Consider the following 16725-nt stretch of genomic DNA (forward strand, 5'->3'; position numbering starts at 1 on the left):
AATTAATACTTACAAAATGGGGCTACAAATAAAAGACAAATTAAGTACTTTTGTGAAACTTTTATACAACAGATGACAACAGAACAACTAGAATTTCAAATTCGAAAAAAAAAATCTTTTTTATGCATTGGTTTAGATGTAGATTTAAACAAAATTCCAAAGCATTTATTGAAAGAAGAAGATCCTATTTTTTCCTTTAATAAGGCTATTATAGATGCTACCCATCATTTATGTGTTGCTTATAAACCTAATACAGCTTTTTATGAAGCTTATGGGATAAAAGGTTGGAAATCTCTAGAAAAAACTATCAATTATTTAAATGATAAATATCCAGATATTTTTACGATTGCTGATGCAAAACGTGGTGATATTGGGAATACATCTACTATGTATGCGAAAGCTTTTTTTGAAGATTTAGCATTTGATGCTGTTACTGTTGCTCCTTATATGGGGAAAGATTCCGTTGAACCTTTTTTAGCTTTTAAGGATAAACATACTATAATGTTAGCACTTACTTCTAATGAAGGAGCTTTTGATTTTCAAACAAAAAAGGTTGAGGGAAAAGAGTTGTACAAACAAGTTTTAAATACGTCAAAGTCTTGGGAAAATAGTAAAAATTTAATGTATGTTGTAGGAGCTACTAAAGCAGAATATTTTGCAGAAATTAGAAAGATAATTCCAACTTCATTTTTATTAGTACCAGGAGTTGGAGCGCAAGGAGGAAATTTACAAGATGTTTGTAAATATGGTTTATCAGAAAATATTGGTTTGTTAATTAATTCATCACGCGGAATTATTTATGCTTCTAAAAATGAGCATTTTGCAAACGAAGCGGCAAAGAAAGCATTACAGTTACAACAACAAATGGAAAACTTTTTAATACAATAGGTTGATGAAATTCCAAGATCAGATTGGAAATACGTTAGAGTTGTTAAAAATACCACAAAGAATTATTTCTTTAGTACCAAGTCAAACAGAATTATTGGTTGATTTAGGCTTGGAAAAAAATATTGTTGGTATTACAAAGTTTTGTGTGCATCCTGTTGATTTAAAACAAGAAAAAACCATTGTTGGTGGAACAAAAAATATCCATCTTCAAAAAATAAAAGAGTTGCAACCAGATATTATTCTTTGTAATAAAGAAGAGAATACAAAAGAAATTGTTGAATTTTGTATGCAAATTGCACCCACACATGTTTCGGATATTTATACAATTGAAGATGTCTTAGAATTGACTAGACATTATGGAGAAATATTAAATTGCAGCGCTAAATCTTTTATAATTCAAAAAAAACTACAAAAAGAATTAAATAATTTTGAGCAATTTGTAAAAGATAAAAAGATAGAAAAGGTTGCTTATTTTATTTGGAAAAATCCTTGGATGGTTGCAGCAAATAATACTTTTATTAATCATATTCTAGGTTTAAATAAGTTTGATAACTTCTATAAAAATCATTCAAGATATCCTGAAATTAATTTAGATGAATTGCTAAAGGAAAGGGACTTAGGAACTATTTTTTTATCTTCAGAGCCATATCCTTTTAAAGAAAAAGACATTATAGAGTTACAGGGTCAATTTGAAAAAGCAAAGATAATTTTGGTAGATGGAGAAATGTTTTCTTGGTACGGGAGTAGATTGTTAAAAGCTTTTAATTATTTTAAAAGCTTACATGATTAAAGAAAAAAATACGATTAAATACTTATTTCTCTGTCTAAATAATTTACCCGATTAATTTTTTCTAAAATTTTCATTGCTTTATACGCAGCTCTATCACTAATAGATTCATCAATAAACTTATAGTCATTAGATTTCTCTAAAAGTCTATTATGTCTTTCTTCTAAGTGTTTTCTATACCTATGTAGTTGATTTAAACGTAGCATATTAAAGTTATAAGCATTTAAATATACGTAAATATTTAAATAAAATTTAAAAAATATATATAAATTATTGAATTTTAGGAGTTTGTTATAAGTAAGTTTAAATACCTTATAGTATTTTAAATAAAAAAAGGATAAACATCAAATAAAAAATCCCTGTATTTGTTGATACAGGGATTTTAAAAAAAAAAGATATTTTTTTGGAATTAGATTTTGTCTTGTAAAGCAAATACTTGTTTAAGTAAAGCAGTATTTCGTAAGCCAACTTTTTCTCTGATTCCTTTTTCTTCTACTTCTATCATTGTAAAGACACCTTTTAATGCTTGTGTAGTTACATAGCTAGTTAAGTCTGGGTTTACTTTTTTTACAAACGGAATAGAATTGTATTTTGAAATTAAGTTGGTCCAAACTTTATCTGCTCCAACTTTAGCAAAAGAGTTGTTTATTACAGGACTAAAACTACTATATAAACTTTCTGTTGTTTTTGTCTCTAAATAACTAGTTGCGGCATTTTGTTCTCCTAATAAAATATTTTTTGCATCAGTAAAAGTGATGTCTTTTATAGCACTTACAAAAATAGGAGTTGCTGTTTTTACAGCATCTTCTGCAGCTCTGTTTAAAACTTTAATACCTTCATCAGCTAAATTACCTAAACCGATTCTACGTAAACCTTTATCTACGGCTTGTAATTCTTCTGGTAATAATATTTTTACTAATTGATTTTTGTAAAAACCATCTTTAGAAGTAAGTTTAGAAACTTGATTTTTAATTCCGTTATCTAAAGCTTGTTTTAAACCATTTCCTATTTGTTCTTGAGATAAGTCCCCTCCATTTGGTAGGTTGTTAACTGCTTTCTGTAATTCTGCACAACCAATAAATTGAATTGCAATTACAAGTACTAAAATTTTTTTGATCATTTTATAAATTTTTATTCTATTGTTATGAAACTCTTTTTAGAAAAAAGTCACTTTTTTATTTAAAAGTATCTGTTTTTTTATTGTACCCATAAGGGCAATGTTTACATCCACTTTTACAGCAATAGCCTCTTTTTAAGTGATATTTCTCTGTAAAGACTTTGTAGCCTTGTTCATTCAAGTAAAAATCATCTTTTTCTAATTCTATTCTTGGTTTAAACATCTTGCAAAAATAGGGTTAATAATTTATAATGATTATTATTTTAATACAGAAAATTCAATACTAGAATCTGTAAATACAGTATGGGTTTGTGTTTTAAAATCTTTTTTATCTGCTTTGTAGATATTATCTACATAAGTCTGTGGATTCAAATCGATTAAAGGAAACCATGTGCTTTGCACTTGAATTTGTACTTTGTGTCCTTTTTTAAAAGTATGAAATACATCTTGTAATTTTATATTAACATTTGTTTTTTTATTTGGGGTAAATGGTTCTGGAAACTCAAAACTATTTCTAAATCGTCCACGTAAAACTTCGCTTCTTACCATTAAATGATAATTACTCATTTTTAAATGATCTTGTAATTCTTTATTATCTTCTTTTACATTATCAGGATGTACATCAATTACTTTTACAATCCAATCTGCGGCAGAACCTGTAGTAGCTACTTTTAATTTTGCTAAAATGTCCCCAGCTAATGTAAAATCTTCCGTTAAAACATCCGTTTCAAAAACTAATACATCAGGTCTTCTTGCTGCAAAACGTTGGTCGTCCGTCATGTATTTTCTTGGCGTAAAAACAGTTTTAATATCTTCAGAATAAGGTACAGGATGTTTTATGTCACTAATAAACTGTATTCCTTTTGTTGATTTTTTGGTAGAAGTTAACTCTTGATTTTCTGATAAAAACCAATCTTGTTTTACCGCATTTTTAGGCGGCCAAGTATCATAAGATTTCCATTCTTTTTTACCAGTATCAAAAACATAGGCTTCTGGTAAACCGGAGTTTTTGTCTCCATTTCCTTTTAAGAAGTGATTAAAGAATTTTGTTTCTACATCCGATTGAAACTTTAATGAAATAGAATCTCCAAAATAATAATTACCTACATAATTTTTAACCGTGTTTCTTGCCCATTTTCCATGATCCCAAGGGCCAAAAACTAATGTATTATAATTTCCTTTTCCATATTTTTCTATTCCTTTATAAGTTTCTAAAGGGCCGTATAAATCTTCTGCGTCAAACTCACCCGCAACAACCATAGTTGCTACTGTAGATGGAACTCTATTCATATGTTGTATAATTCCTTTACTTTTCCAGTTTTCATCATAATTTGGGTGTTCTACTATTTCTTTCCAGAAAAAATCGTCAATTCTATCTTTATTTTCTGAAGTTTTGACATCTAATTTATCGTACTGAAAATACTTGTTTAGGTTTTTTAGAGGTCCTTTATCTAAGAAAAATTGGTATTGATCTTTAGAATCCATTTTTGGAAATGAATACCAAGCAGAATCAGTTGGTGTGTCTTTGTAGGTTCCAAATAATGAAATGGCTCTAAAATAACTTAACATAAAAGCACCATTATGATGAAAATCATCAAAGAAAAAATCTCCAATACTAGCTTGAGGTGAAGCTGCTTTTAATGCTGGATGTGCGTCAATTGTAGAAACTGTTGCGTAATGACCAGGATAAGAAATTCCCCAAGTACCTACGTTTCCATTATTGTTTTCTACATTTTTTACCAACCAATCAATAGTGTCATAGGTATCTGAAACTTCATCAGATTGCTTTGCTGTTTTGTTAGGGATATATGCGCGCATATTATCATAAACACCTTCACTCATCCAACGACCACGTACATCTTGATACACCACAATATTTAATTCTTTCATTAAATGAACGTTTGGTCCAATTTTACGTTTCATTTTTCCTTCTCCATATGGTGCAGAACTATAAGGTGTTCTTTGCATTAAAATAGGATATTTTTTACTAGTGTCTTTAGGAGAATAAATGGTTGTATGTAATTTTACACCATCTCTCATTGTAATATCTACTTCTTTTTTTGTATAATTATCTGCAACAAAAGTATCTTTTTGAGGTTCTTTTTCTTTGGTAGGATTACAAGAACTAAAAAGAAATAGACTAAAGATTGTTAATAGGATAAATTTTCTCATGTTAAAATTGGATTAGTTTTGGATAAAATTACGAAACAAAAAAGAGTTGATGAAAAAATCAACTATTAAATTGATTTTGAATACTTTTAAATTTTATAAAATGTTTAGTAATATGAAGAATACATTACTTTTTTTATCAATATTTTTTATTTTTAATTGTCATACTAAAAATGATGAAGAGAAGCATAAACTACAAGAAAAAAATTCTCAAAAGAAAACCTTTCCGAAATTAGAAAAAGATAGATATAATGTTGCTTTTTTAATTATGGAAGGAACATTTAATACCGAATTAACAGCTCCTTTTGATATTTTTCAGCATACCATTTTTAGGAAGAATATAAAAGCAATGAATGTTTTTACAGTTGCAAACACAGATCAAGCAATTACAACTTTTGAAGGAATACGAATTTTACCTGATTATAATTATTTAAAAGATTCCTTACCAAAAATCGATATTTTAGTGGTTCCCTCTGCAGAACATCATTTAGACTCCGATTTAGAAGATAATGCAATGATTGATTTTGTAAAACGAATTGATAAAGAAGCCATGTTTATTACATCACATTGTGATGGAGCTTTTGTATTAGCAAAAGCAGGTTTGCTAAATAATAAAGTTGCTACTACTTTTCCGTCTGATATCGACAAAATGAGAGCAACGTTTCCTAATTTAGATATTAGAAAAAAGGTGTTATTTGTACATGATGGAAAATACATTACTTCTGCAGGAGGAGCAAAATCATTTGAAGCAGCTTTATATTTATGTGAATTTTTATACGGAAAAAAAGTGGAAAAATCTTTAGCAGGTGGTTTGGTAATTGATTGGAATGTTGATGAGGTTCCGCATTTAATTGTGAAATAATTATTTTGTCTTACCTAGCGCAGAAGAGTGTTTTTTGCTTTTTAAAAATAATTTTAGATATCAATCACACATTTTATAGTTTAATCTTAATGAGATTGTTTATTGTTTTTGGTTAAAATTCTATTAGTTATTATATCCTTTTAGCCCTGATTGAAGCATTTGTTTGAGCTCTTTTTTATTCTTTTTCTGAATAAAAAAAGCGAGTGCGAAAAGCAGGAAACAGCTTCAAATTTCTAAAAAAAAGACATTTGAAAAATAAATGTTTTAGCAATTAAAATTCTCGTATTTTTGCAAAATATGGAGAACACTAAAAAACATCAATTAACAGATTGGTTACCAACTACAAACAAGGAAGTTAAAATTCGTGGTTGGGAAGAATTGGATGTTATTTTATTTAGTGGAGATGCTTATGTAGATCATCCTTCATTTGGACCAGCAGTAATTGGAAGAATTTTAGAAAGTTACGGATTACGAGTTGCTATTGTACCACAACCAAGTGTAACGGATAATCTTCAAGATTTTGAAAAACTAGGGAAACCGCGTTTATTTTTTGCTGCAACAGGTGGTTGTATGGATCCAATGGTATCTAATTACACAGCCAGTAAAAAAAGACGTGATAAAGATGCCTATACTCCAAATGGCGATAAAGGTTTTAGACCTGATTATGCAACTTCAGTATATTCTAAAATATTAAAAGAAAAATTCCCAGATGTGCCTGTTTTAATTGGTGGAATTGAAGCTTCTTTAAGACGTGTAACGCATTATGATTATTGGTCTGATCAATTATTACCTTCTATTTTAGAAACGTCTAAAGCAGATATGTTGGTATATGGAATGGGAGAACAACCTTTGAGAGAGATTGTAGAATTATTGCAAAAAGGGGTGCCATTTTCTAGTTTAAAAAACATTAAACAAACGGCTGTTTTTATCAATCAACAAGAAGAAAAATTACCTGTTGTAAATGGTTGGGAAGATGTAACTATTAATTCTCATGAAGCTTGTTTAAAAGATAAAAAAACATTTGCATCTAACTTTAAAGTGATTGAGCAAGAATCTAATAAATTAAAAGCAAGAAGAATTTTACAAAGAGTAGGAGAGAATACTTTGGTGATCAATCCACCTTTTCCAACTATGACAGAAAAGGAAATAGATGGTTCTTTTGATTTGCCTTTTACACGATTGCCACATCCAAAATATGATAAACGTGGACCAATACCTGCGTTTGAAATGATTAAATTTTCTATTAATATTCATAGAGGGTGTTTTGGTGGATGTAGTTTTTGTACTATTTCTGCACATCAAGGAAAGTTTATTGCCAGTAGAAGTAAAGAATCTGTTTTAAAAGAAATAGATAAAGTGGCAAATATGCCAGATTTTAAAGGATATTTGTCTGATATTGGTGGGCCTTCTGCTAACATGTATCAAATGAAAGGAAAAGTACAATCTATCTGTGATAAATGTGTGGCGCCTAGTTGTATCTCTCCAGTAATTTGTTCTAATTTAGATACTTCTCATAAACCATTAACCGAATTATATCAAGCTGTTGATAAACATCCGAAGATAAAAAAATCTTTTATAGGAAGTGGAATTAGACATGATATGTTGGTGCCAGAATTTAATAAAAATGCAGATCCAAAAGAATTGGATGCGTATACAGAAGAAGTAATGACTAAGCATGTTTCTGGCCGATTAAAAGTGGCTCCAGAACATACTTCTGATCCTGTTTTAAAATTGATGCGTAAACCTTCTTTTAAATATTTTCATATGTTTAAAGAGCGTTTTGATAAAATCAATATAAAGAAGAAATTAAACTTACAATTGATTCCGTATTTTATTTCTAGTCACCCAGCAAGTGAAGTAGAAGATATGGCAAATTTAGCTGCAGAAACTAAAGATATGGGTTTTCAGTTAGAGCAAGTACAAGGGTTTACACCAACGCCAATGACAGTGGCAACAGTAATTTATTATTCAGGCTATCATCCTTATACATTAAAACCAACAAAAACTCCTAAAACTAAAAAGGAACGTGAAGATCAGCATAAATTTTTCTTTTGGTATAAAAAGGAAAATAAAGATTGGATTCGTAATACATTGAACAAGGTTGGTAGACAAGATTTACTAAAAGTTTTATTACCAGAATCTGGCTCATGGAAAAAGAATAAAAACGCTCAAGAAACAAAAAATACGTTTGATGATGCTGTTCCTTTTAATAGACGTAAAAAGAAGGTGAGTAGGACTTCTTCTAAAAAAAGGAGAAGGAATTAAGTTTGCTTTGTGTTTTTTTGAAGTTAATTGTGAAAACAATTTTTAAGGTTCTCTATGTTTTCCTCTAGGACCATTACCTTCATAGAGTACAATGTCAGAATGTAATAAACGGGCAGCTTCTGCAGAGCTTTTTACTTTAGAAGCACTCCGCTCTAGCATTTTAGATTCAAAAGGATTTAATATAGTTTTCCTGATACCTGTTTTTTTCCACTGAGATGATGAGTTGCATTCTTTTAAAATTCCTCGAGCTAATGTTAATGCATCTAATAAAGCTTGATTTGCACCTTGTCCTTTAAATGGACTCATTGGGTGTGCTGCATCTCCAATTAGTGTAATTTTGTTTCCTTTTTCTAGTAAAGCAGGTGTTAGTAACGCTCGATCATACACAGGATAACCGGATACTTGTGCATCATTTGTTGCAGCAATAATTTGAGGAATGGGTTTGTGCCATTTTGTTCTTTTAACAGCTTCTTTTTTTAGTGCTTCCGTTCCTAATAAATTTAGTTTTTTTGCTTCTTCTTCTGATATAGGAAAACTCAATTGCCACATGATGGTTTCTGAATCATAAGGCATCATGTAGATTCGTTCATTTCCGTTTGCAGTTTGAAATACGGTAGCAGAATCTAGCAAAGAGCTTTCAATCCCTTCTAGATTTTTTAGAGAGCAAATTCCTAAAATTACAATACAACCTAAATAACGTAAAGGAGTAATGTCTTCGCCAATAAGTAGTTTCCTCACTGTACTTCGAATTCCATCAGCTCCAACTATAAGATCAGCTTTTGCACTTTTAATTTTATCTTCTACTTTAAAATTTAGAGTTATGTCTTCGTTATCAGATTCATTAAAATTTAATAATTGATGCCCCCATTTTACAGAGTCATGTCCACCAAGTTGTTCAAGCAGTGCTAAACGTAAAGATTGCCTTGCAATATGCACATTAGTTCGTTTTGGTAATGCTTTCGTTTCTGACCTTCCCCATTTTCGAATTCCCCATTCACCGATTACACTTCCATCTGTAGTATGAACCAGATGCTTGGTAGAAGTAATTCCTTCTTTTAAAGAATGAATACCCAATCTTGCCATTGCTTTACTGGCTTGTTGCAAAGTAAGTCCATAGCCTTGAGATCGAGTATCAAAACTATTATCTCGTTCATAAAGAGTAAACGGAATTCCCCGATGCAGACAAGCCACAGCTAGTGCAATTCCTCCTATACCACCTCCAACAATAGCAATGTGTGGGTATTTTTCTTTATTGATTATAGGACGACTTGTAGAGTTTACCAATCCTGATCCTTTACAGTTCAAACATGTGTAAATTTGCCCCTTAGGCTTTATAGGGGCTTTATCATTACAATCTGATTTTTCAAATTGCTGTAAAGCGATTTGGTAATTATGGCGAGATTTTTTTTGAGGACGCTTTCTTTTCTTGCCCATACCTTTACAATCTTTACAAATAACCCAATTACCTTTTTTGTTTTTCATGTAACATATTTTTAATGGACTCTTGGATTTTTTGTTGATAATTAGATACTTTTATTTGAAGATGTAGAAAAGCAAAATTATTTTTTGACAGCAATCATCATATGAGGACTAAAAGGCAATAAGTATTCATCGTTTTGAGTAAGAGTTTGCAACGTTTTTAAAGTTTTTGATTTTTTCTTATCTAACATATTGGCAAAGTATTCATTGTCTAGCCAAATCATTCCTTCTACAGCAAATAGATTTATAAAGTTGAGGTTTTGTTCCAAAAACTCTGCTTTTAATTCTTTGGGTTTGTGGTAAAAAGCATCTGCTAATAAGAATGGGAAATCTTTAGGAGGGTTATGAATACCAGTAGTAAGTTCTTCTTTACACATATCAAAAAAGGAGTTGGCATGAATCATTCCATTCATTAAACCTACCACTGTAGAAGCGGTTGCGTTAATGGCGAAACCTAAAATAATTCCACCTTTTTTCAATACTCTTTTTGCTTCAACAATTGCAATAATCCTATCTTCTCTTTTTTGCAAATGATATAATGGTCCGTGTAAAATTACCAAATCTGCAGTATTGTCTTTAAAAGGTAGTTTTTTAGCTTCTCCAACAGCAACAGAAAAAGGGTTTTTTAGTTTTTTTGCTCTATTTTCAGCTAGTTTAATATGTTTTAAAACAGGCTCTATTAAATGAACAGTATGATTCTTTTTTGCAAGCCATTCAGAATATTTTCCAGTTCCTCCTCCGACATCAATAATGCTAGCATTTGGTTTAGAAATATGTGTTTGAATTAGTTCTTTAATACGTTCAAACTCAAAAATACCCATTCCTTTTTCAAGTCTTGTTTCTTCCGATGCTTTGTTGTAAAAATCATCTAATTCTTTACTGATAAGAGTTTTCTTTTTCACTTTAAATGTTTAAAGGATAAAAGTAATTAAAATATAGTGAACAAGTGATGTCTTTGTGAGAGCTGATCTAAAATATTAAATATGATAAGATTTAAATGCCTTTCAATCACGGTCGAGAGTTTTTTAAAGTTATTAATTGTGATGGACCTAATGATATTTAAGTATATTATCCTTTTAAATATTTATTAAAAAAAGTGATGGTTCTTTCCCAAGATAAATCGGCAGCAGCTTCATCATATCTAGGTGTTGTATTGTTGTGAAATCCATGATTAACATTAGGATAAAAATGAGCTTCATGTTCAATTTTATTTTCTTTTAAAACTTTCTCAAAATCAGGCCAACCAGCATTTACTCTTTTATCTAAACCGGCATATTGTAATAAAAGCGGAGTTTTAATTTTAGCGGCGTCTTCTGCAGAAGGTTGTCTACCATAATAAGGAACTGCAGCAGCTAAGTTGGGTAATTTTACAGCCATCATATTAGATATCCATCCACCAAAACAGAATCCAACAACCCCCACTTTTCCGTTGCAATCTTTGTGGTTTTTTAAATAATTATAACCAGCAATAAAATCTTCTAGCATCTCATCTCTATCTCTTTTTCTTTGCATTTCTCTTCCATCGTCGTCGTTTCCAGGGTATCCGCCTAAAGGAGCAAGTGCATCTGGAGCTAAAGTAATAAAACCGTCTAAGGCTGTTCTTCTGCCAACATCTTTTATATATGGATTTAGTCCACGGTTTTCATGTACAACTAATACACCAGGTAATTTAACATTGTTGTCTTTTGGAATTGATAATAAACCTTTCATTTTTTTACCTCCTTTAGGAGATTCGTAATGAATCATTTCTGATTTTAATCTTGGGTCATTGGATGGGACTAAAATAGAATCTACATAATTTGGTGAAATAAAACTTAATAAAGCGGGTAATGTAATTGCTCCAACAGCATATAAAGAAAGTTTTTGTATAAATTCTTTTCTATCCATTTTGTTGTGTGCATAATCATCATATAAATCAAAAACTTCTTGATTAATATCTTCTTTTTTAAGTGATGCCATATTGTTGAGGTTTATAATTTCAACTAAGATATATAAAAAAATGTAGTAAATCTAACCGCAAACTTTGCAGTCTTCTTTTTCTTGAATTTCTCCTACTAAATTTCCGTCTTTATTCATTACAAATCCACAGCAATCCATAAAGCCTTGTGCAATTAGCTTTCTTGCGCGTTGTATTTGAGATTTTGTAGTGGGTAATGATTGATGGAGTTGTTTTGCAACTTCTTGTTGTTTTAATCCTTTTATGTCTGAAAGAAATAATGGATCTCTATATTTTTTAGGTAAGTTTTTTAAGATACTTCTTAAGCAATCTTTTTCTGTATGAGTATTTTCTGTAATTTCTGTTTCTGCTTCAAAATTGGCAATTTCAAATGTTTGATGTGTAGATTTCCAATAATCTAAAACAGAATTTCTAGCTACTGTAAAACACCATGATTTTAGTTTTGTGATGTCTTTTAAGGTGTGTAATTTTGTGTGAATTTTTATAAAAGTATCCTGTAAAATATCATCAGCAATTGTAGTATTTTTTACTTTGCTAATAATAAACCGTTGTAAATCTTCGGAATAAGCTGTCCAAATTTTTTTTGTGCTCATATTAATAGTTAGGTGTCATTTCGAACGAAGTTAGAGTAAGTTTTTCAATTTTTTAAATTGAACTTTCTCGAATAGACCTCATTCCGAAATGACACTTTTTTAAGTTAACAATTGCAAGATGAACATGTGCAATTTTCGCAAGTACAATTATTACAGTTTCCTGTTTTACAACCTTTACAGTTGCAGGTACAATTTTTATTTTCCATGATATTTGTTTTTTTAGTTCACTTAATAGACTTAAAATTATGAAAAAAGATGCATTTAGAAAAAATAATTTTAATAAATACTAGAAGTAAAGAAGGAGACTGTTTTTTTAAATTTGCTAAGGGAGTATAATATTTTACAAACAAAAAGCTGATTTAAGAAAATAAATTATTTTCTTAAATCAGCAACTATATTTTATTTCAATAATTGTTTTACTTTGTTGTAATAACGATAACTCCGTTAGAACCTCTTACTCCATATCTAGCTGTTTCTGGTCCTTTTAAAATAGTAACAGATTTAATATCATTAGGAATAATTTGACCAAAAGTTTCTTGAGAAACATTTGAACCATTTACTACAAATAGAGGAGTCATATTTCCGTTTATACTTCCGTATCCTCTTATGCTAATTACATCATCTGATGAGATATTAACACCTGGAAACTTTCCCCTTAAGTAATCGTAAATATTATCAAACTGACCTGAATCTCCTTTTTTAAGATTTGAAGATTCTGTTAAAATAGGCTGATCTGTTCCTTCTTTTATTTTTAGTGTTATATTTTCGCTTCCATTATATTTTATTTTTTTAATTCCAATATTTGGATGAAAAGCACTAATTTCTTTAGGATCGCTTTTTAATGTAGTTTTAAAAACTCCTTTAGAGTTTGTCCATCTTTTTTGTTTTACATTGTCTAAAAGTATTATGGCTCCTGCAACAGGTTTGTTATTGGCGTCTTTAACTTTGATTGTAATTTTTTTTGATTGAGCATTTATATTAAAGCAAAAAAGTAGTGCTCCTAATAATACTAAAATTTGTTTTTCATATTGTTATGATTGTTTGTTTCGTAAAAATAGCATAATAAAATTTATTTTACATAACCTATTACATATTTCGTCTGTATTGTCCTCCAACTTTAAATAAAGCTTCAGTAATTTGACCTAAAGAACAGAATTTTGTAGCTTCCATTAGTTTGTCAAATAAGTTCTCATTATTAATTGCGGCTTCTTGTAAAATTGCAATTTGTGTTGCAACTTTATCAGGATTGGCTTTATTTAATAATTCTTTTGTTTGAATTTGATATTGTTTTTCTTCTTCTGTTGCACGAATTACTTCTGCAGGTTGAACCGTTGGAGAACCTTTAGAACTTAAGAAAGTGTTTACACCAATAATCGGAAATTTCCCATTGTGTTTTAAGGTTTCGTAATACAAGCTCTCTTCTTGAATTTTAGAGCGTTGGTACATGGTTTCCATGGCACCTAATACTCCGCCACGTTCTGTAATTCTATCAAATTCTGTTAAAACAGCTTCTTCAACTAAATCAGTTAATTCTTCTATAATAAATGAACCTTGAATTGGATTTTCATTTTTTGTTAATCCTAATTCTTTGTTGATGATTAGCTGTATTGCCATTGCTCTTCTTACAGATTCTTCCGTTGGTGTAGTAATTGCTTCATCATATGCATTTGTATGTAAAGAATTACAATTGTCGTTAATTGCATACAAAGCTTGTAATGTTGTTCTAATATCATTAAAATCAATTTCTTGTGCGTGTAAAGAACGTCCAGAAGTTTGAATGTGATATTTTAACATTTGAGCTCTTGGGTTTGCTCCGTATTTGTATTTCATGGCTTTAGCCCAAATTTTACGAGCAACTCTACCAATTACAGAATATTCCGGGTCAATTCCGTTTGAGAAAAAGAAGGATAAATTTGGGCCAAATTTATTAATATCCATTCCTCTTGATAAATAATATTCAACATAAGTAAATCCGTTAGATAATGTCAATGCCAATTGTGTAATTGGGTTTGCACCTGCTTCTGCAATATGATACCCAGAAATAGAGACAGAATAAAAATTACGAACTTGTTTTTCAATAAAATATTCTTGAACATCTCCCATTAAGCGTAAGGCAAATTCTGTAGAAAAAATACACGTATTTTGGGCTTGATCTTCTTTTAAAATATCTGCTTGTACGGTTCCTCTAACTTGACTTAAAGTCTCGGCTTTTATCTGTTGATAAACCTCTTGAGGTAAAACCAAGTCTCCAGTTAAACCAAGTAACATTAATCCTAGCCCATTATTTCCTTCTGGTAATTTTCCTTGATACTTTGGTCTTTCTAGTCCTTTAGAATCGTAAATTTCTTTGAATTTTGCTTCAACAATTTTTTCTAACTTGTTTTCTTTGATATATTTCTCGCAATTCTGATCAATAGCAGCATTCATAAAGAAACCTAGCAGCATTGGTGCTGGTCCGTTTATAGTCATAGAAACCGATGTCATTGCGTGACTTAAATCGAACCCCGAATATAATTTTTTAGCGTCGTCTAAACAACAAATTGAGACTCCTGCGTTACCTATCTTTCCATAAATATCGGGTCTGTGTCCTGGGTCATTTCCGTATAAAGTAACCGAATCAAAAGCGGTAGAAAGACGTTTTGCGTCCATCCCTAAACTTACATAATGAAAACGTCTGTTAGTTCTTTCTGGTCCACCTTCACCAGCAAACATTCTTGTAGGGTCTTCTCCCGTTCTTTTAAAGGGATATAACCCAGAAGTAAATGGAAACTCTCCGGGAACATTTTCCTGTAAATTCCAACGTAATAAATCTCCCCAAGCTTTGTATTTGGGTAAAGCAACTTTAGGGATTTGTGTATGTGAAAGTGATTCTGAATGTGTTTGTATATTAATTTCTTTATCACGTACTTTAAACGTATAAATAGGATTTTTATATTTGGCTACTTTGTTGTTCCAATTTAAAATGATTTCCCAATTTAATGGATCAAAGTTTAGTTTTACTTTGTCGAATTGAGCCAATAATAATTTGATAAACTCTTTGTCTGTGTCATTCTGAGTGGAACAAAGAATTTCATCTTCGTTAAGTCCAGATTTAGTAAAATGAGAGTTCTCACTATCGATTGAAATGACAGAAAGAATTGTTTGATAAATTCCATATAATTTTTGAGCAACCACAACTTGGTCGTTAGTTTTCTTGTCGTAAGCTCTATTGTTTTCGGCAATTTCAGATAGATATCGAACTCTACTAGGAGGAATAACAAATATCTTTTCAGACATCTCTTTGGTAATTTCCATATTCGATTTTAAATCTGCTCCAGTTTTTTCGACCAACTTATCCATAATACGTTTGTATAGCGTATTCATTCCTGGGTCGTTAAATTGTGATGCGATTGTTCCAAAAACAGGCATGTCATCCATATGAACATCCCATAAATTGTTATTGCGCATGTATTGTTTTTTTACATCGCGTATAGCATCTAAAGCACCTCTTTTGTCAAATTTATTGATAGCAACTAAATCAGCAAAATCAAGCATGTCAATTTTTTCTAATTGTGTTGCTGCTCCAAATTCAGGAGTCATTACATATAAAGAAGTATCTGAATGTTCTATAATTTCTGTGTCTGATTGTCCAATACCGGAAGTTTCTAAGATAATCAAATCAAATTCAGCTGCTTTTAAAACTTGTACTGCCTCATTAACATATTTTGATAAAGCCAAATTAGATTGGCGAGTAGCTAATGAACGCATATAAACTCTTGAGTCATTAATAGAATTCATTCTAATCCTGTCTCCTAATAAAGCGCCACCTGTTTTTCTTTTTGATGGGTCTACAGAAATGAGTCCAATAGTTTTTTCTGGAAAATCAATTAAAAACCTACGAACCAATTCGTCTACTAAAGAAGATTTTCCTGCTCCTCCTGTTCCTGTAATTCCTAGAACAGGTGTTTTAGATTTTTTATTTTTCTCATGAATTGCATCTAAAGTTTTTTTTGCAATTTCAGGGAAATTTTCTGCAGAAGAAATTACTCTAGCAATACTTCCAATATCTTTTTTAGCAAGCTTGTTAAGATTTACGTCTAAAACATCACCAATTGCATAATCAGATTGTTTTACCAAGTCATTGATCATTCCTTGCAAACCTAATTCTCTACCGTCATCTGGCGAGTATATGCGTGTAATCCCATAATCCATTAACTCTTTAATTTCTTCTGGAAGAATTACACCACCACCACCACCAAATATCTTGATGTGTGTTGCATCTTTTTCTTTTAATAAGTCGTACATATACTTAAAGTACTCATTGTGTCCACCTTGATAAGATGTCATTGCAATGGCATTTGCATCTTCCTGTATAGCGCAGTTTACAACCTCTTCAACACTTCTGTCGTGTCCTAAATGAATTACTTCAACTCCGGTAGATTGTATAATACGACGCATAATATTTATGGCGGCATCATGACCATCAAACAGCGAAGCTGCGGTTACAATTCTAACTTTGTATTTGGGTTTATAAGGTGTAATTTGTTCCATTCGTAAATTTTGTAGAAAATTGGTCTCGCAATTTACGAAAATCTTAAAAAATAACGTAAATCTTTATAGGTTTAAAAA

14 protein-coding genes are annotated in these 16725 nt (G+C 30.6%); 4 read left to right on the forward strand and 10 right to left on the reverse strand.

Going from position 1 to position 16725, the window contains the following annotated elements:
• The first annotated feature begins 72 nt into the window (after positions 1-72).
• Positions 73-888: an orotidine-5'-phosphate decarboxylase gene (pyrF, locus tag MC378_RS07875; protein WP_242178210.1), complete on the forward strand. Its 816-nt coding sequence runs from the start codon at positions 73-75 to the stop codon at positions 886-888.
• 4 nt (positions 889-892) lie between these two features.
• On the forward strand, positions 893-1678 hold the full coding sequence (locus MC378_RS07880) for an ABC transporter substrate-binding protein (RefSeq protein ID WP_242178211.1): 786 nt from the start codon (positions 893-895) through the stop codon (positions 1676-1678).
• Between the two features lie 14 nt (positions 1679-1692).
• On the opposite strand, the gene MC378_RS07885 is transcribed toward MC378_RS07880, so the two are convergent.
• The 4 genes from MC378_RS07885 to MC378_RS07900 form a co-directional block, all read right to left on the reverse strand.
• Entirely contained in the window at positions 1693-1881 is a 189-nt protein-coding gene (locus MC378_RS07885) for a hypothetical protein (protein WP_242178212.1), read from the reverse strand.
• A 203-nt stretch (positions 1882-2084) separates the two neighbouring features.
• Positions 2085-2795: a DUF4197 domain-containing protein gene (locus MC378_RS07890; protein WP_242178213.1), complete on the reverse strand. Its 711-nt coding sequence runs from the start codon at positions 2793-2795 to the stop codon at positions 2085-2087.
• Positions 2796-2850: 55 nt separating this feature from the next.
• On the reverse strand, positions 2851-3015 hold the full coding sequence (locus MC378_RS07895; RefSeq protein ID WP_242178214.1) for a C1orf53 family protein: 165 nt from the start codon (positions 3013-3015) through the stop codon (positions 2851-2853).
• Positions 3016-3050: 35 nt separating this feature from the next.
• Entirely contained in the window at positions 3051-4964 is a 1914-nt protein-coding gene (locus MC378_RS07900; protein ID WP_242178215.1) for a CocE/NonD family hydrolase, read from the reverse strand.
• Between the two features lie 112 nt (positions 4965-5076).
• Between MC378_RS07900 and MC378_RS07905 the strand changes: the two genes are divergently transcribed.
• Positions 5077-5823, forward strand: a complete 747-nt coding sequence (locus tag MC378_RS07905) for a DJ-1/PfpI family protein (RefSeq protein ID WP_242178216.1) — start codon at positions 5077-5079, stop codon at positions 5821-5823.
• Between the two features lie 297 nt (positions 5824-6120).
• On the forward strand, positions 6121-8088 hold the full coding sequence (locus MC378_RS07910) for a YgiQ family radical SAM protein (RefSeq protein ID WP_242178217.1): 1968 nt from the start codon (positions 6121-6123) through the stop codon (positions 8086-8088).
• Positions 8089-8130: 42 nt separating this feature from the next.
• Here MC378_RS07910 and MC378_RS07915 read toward each other — a convergent pair whose 3' ends face one another.
• The 6 genes from MC378_RS07915 to MC378_RS07940 all read right to left on the reverse strand — a co-directional run bounded on the left by MC378_RS07915 (position 8131) and on the right by MC378_RS07940 (position 16647).
• Entirely contained in the window at positions 8131-9570 is a 1440-nt protein-coding gene (locus tag MC378_RS07915; protein ID WP_242178218.1) for an FAD-dependent oxidoreductase, read from the reverse strand.
• Between the two features lie 77 nt (positions 9571-9647).
• Positions 9648-10469: a class I SAM-dependent methyltransferase gene (locus MC378_RS07920; RefSeq protein WP_242178219.1), complete on the reverse strand. Its 822-nt coding sequence runs from the start codon at positions 10467-10469 to the stop codon at positions 9648-9650.
• Positions 10470-10635: 166 nt separating this feature from the next.
• Positions 10636-11526 (reverse strand): dienelactone hydrolase family protein, encoded by an 891-nt coding sequence (locus MC378_RS07925; RefSeq protein WP_242178220.1) that lies wholly within the window; start codon positions 11524-11526, stop codon positions 10636-10638.
• Positions 11527-11577: 51 nt separating this feature from the next.
• Entirely contained in the window at positions 11578-12117 is a 540-nt protein-coding gene (locus tag MC378_RS07930) for a sigma-70 family RNA polymerase sigma factor (protein WP_242178221.1), read from the reverse strand.
• A gap of 416 nt (positions 12118-12533) precedes the next feature.
• A complete protein-coding gene (locus tag MC378_RS15415; protein WP_338048445.1) occupies positions 12534-13133 on the reverse strand; it encodes a TonB-dependent receptor plug domain-containing protein in 600 nt (199 codons plus the stop codon).
• Between the two features lie 70 nt (positions 13134-13203).
• Positions 13204-16647 carry a methylmalonyl-CoA mutase family protein gene (locus MC378_RS07940; protein ID WP_242178222.1) on the reverse strand — a complete coding sequence of 1148 codons (3444 nt, stop codon included), beginning with the start codon at positions 16645-16647 and terminating at the stop codon, positions 13204-13206.
• Between the last annotated feature and the right edge of the window lie 78 nt (positions 16648-16725).

Origin of the sequence: Polaribacter marinus (assembly GCF_022662535.1) — a bacterium.
Lineage (GTDB): Bacteria > Bacteroidota > Bacteroidia > Flavobacteriales > Flavobacteriaceae > Polaribacter > Polaribacter marinus.

Excerpts from the sequence above, each read along its gene's own strand:
- MC378_RS07890 (WP_242178213.1), bottom strand. The coding sequence starts at position 2,795 with ATGATCAAAAAAATTTTAGTACTTGTAATTGCAATTCAATTTATTGGT.
- pyrF (WP_242178210.1), top strand. The coding sequence starts at position 73 with ATGACAACAGAACAACTAGAATTTCAAATTCGAAAAAAAAAATCTTTT.
- MC378_RS07900 (WP_242178215.1), bottom strand. The coding sequence starts at position 4,964 with ATGAGAAAATTTATCCTATTAACAATCTTTAGTCTATTTCTTTTTAGT.
- MC378_RS07905 (WP_242178216.1), top strand. The coding sequence starts at position 5,077 with ATGAAGAATACATTACTTTTTTTATCAATATTTTTTATTTTTAATTGT.
- MC378_RS07885 (WP_242178212.1), bottom strand. The coding sequence starts at position 1,881 with ATGCTACGTTTAAATCAACTACATAGGTATAGAAAACACTTAGAAGAA.
- MC378_RS07925 (WP_242178220.1), bottom strand. The coding sequence starts at position 11,526 with ATGGCATCACTTAAAAAAGAAGATATTAATCAAGAAGTTTTTGATTTA.
- MC378_RS07940 (WP_242178222.1), bottom strand. The coding sequence starts at position 16,647 with ATGGAACAAATTACACCTTATAAACCCAAATACAAAGTTAGAATTGTA.
- MC378_RS07895 (WP_242178214.1), bottom strand. The coding sequence starts at position 3,015 with ATGTTTAAACCAAGAATAGAATTAGAAAAAGATGATTTTTACTTGAAT.
- MC378_RS07930 (WP_242178221.1), bottom strand. The coding sequence starts at position 12,117 with ATGAGCACAAAAAAAATTTGGACAGCTTATTCCGAAGATTTACAACGG.
- MC378_RS07880 (WP_242178211.1), top strand. The coding sequence starts at position 893 with ATGAAATTCCAAGATCAGATTGGAAATACGTTAGAGTTGTTAAAAATA.
- MC378_RS07910 (WP_242178217.1), top strand. The coding sequence starts at position 6,121 with ATGGAGAACACTAAAAAACATCAATTAACAGATTGGTTACCAACTACA.
- MC378_RS07915 (WP_242178218.1), bottom strand. The coding sequence starts at position 9,570 with ATGAAAAACAAAAAAGGTAATTGGGTTATTTGTAAAGATTGTAAAGGT.